The sequence below is a fragment of the Oleiphilus sp. HI0132 genome (assembly GCF_001635845.1).
Genome location: NZ_LWGJ01000467.1, coordinates 1 through 1,208, shown reverse-complemented (window position 1 = coordinate 1,208; position 1,208 = coordinate 1). Strand labels below are relative to the sequence as shown.

At 40.4% G+C, this 1,208-nt stretch carries 2 protein-coding genes; both read right to left on the bottom strand.

Translation table 11 applies throughout. The features are described 5' to 3' along the window. On the bottom strand, positions 1–180 hold a 180-nt coding region (locus A3766_RS31890; RefSeq protein WP_231882842.1), incomplete at its 3' end, for a hypothetical protein. A 561-nt stretch (positions 181–741) separates the two neighbouring features. Continuing rightward, positions 742–1,173, bottom strand: a complete 432-nt coding sequence (locus A3766_RS05735; RefSeq protein WP_068511465.1) for a hypothetical protein — start codon at positions 1,171–1,173, stop codon at positions 742–744. Positions 1,174–1,208 lie beyond the last annotated feature (35 nt).

The following is a 1,208-nucleotide window of genomic DNA, read 5'->3' as shown; positions in this document are numbered from 1 at the left end:
CGCAAGGAAGTAAGGCATGGCCAACATAGTAGCCATTTGGCTAATACTAATCTCTCTATCGCTGGCACCAGTTATGAGCGATAACAATTGATAAGAATCGATGAGCGAAAATATAAGACAATAAAGAGCATTTAGAATAATGCTCGCACCAAGTAACTTTTCAAATAGAGCTTTGTTCATAATCCCTCAAAAAACATAACGCCTTGCGAATGGGCGAGCGACGCGCAGCAAAGCGAGTCCAGCCCCGGGTGTTTTTCCGGGGCGATCATTGCGCAACTGGTTAGGTGATTGATTCACTTTTTGCCTCGATTTTATGACCGCACTTACAGCAATAAAAATACTTATAAGCGAATTCATTCGGGACAAGCCAGACTTTAAATTTGCTGCGTTTGCTCGTGAGCAATTTTACCACTTTACCTGAATGAACTAGAGCTCTTTGTTCGCATTCCGGACACTTAAAAAATGCCGTGATGATTATTGCCGACCAACCAAGAATAATTAATGCTGCTAGAAGCGGGATAAACAAGTTAATAGAAATGAAGATAACTGGAAGAACTAACCAAAATAATTTGGCCGCTATTGACGAGGCTAACCAATAGTAATTAGAGATACTTGTTCAATCTGGTAACCCCTATTTACACCTAACGCTTGCCTAAACGGAGGAGCGAAATTGGCGTGCCTTTTTGCGACAGCAAAAAGCGCGACACATTTTGCGGAGTCCGTTTGAGGCGCTGGTTATATTCATTTCTGATAAGGTGGAGGCGGTTCAGATTTCTCACGAATAAAACCATCTAAACCAATATAGTCACCTTCTTTAACTATACGGCGACAATATGCGAGGTATCTTTTACCTTTTTCAAGAACTACTGGAACAACCGGAAAACCATAAGTATAGGTATCATCGCATTTAAGCATTACAACATACTTACCTTCCTTCAAACCCACGTTAAAATGCATAGACTTCATCATGTTTGTAGTGATAACTTCTGTTGCGTTCTCATCTACGACTGAAACCACTGATGGTCTGTGCCTTACCTTCATAAATGGAATCTTCTCCATATCAATGAAGGCTAAGTCTAATATGCCAATATTATCAGGGTTGTATCTACTTGGTGGAGTTGCACAACCACCAACAAAAAGTGCAATTAGCACTGTAATAAACTTATTAATCACCTTTCTCCTTTAAGAATATAACGCCGCCATTTGCG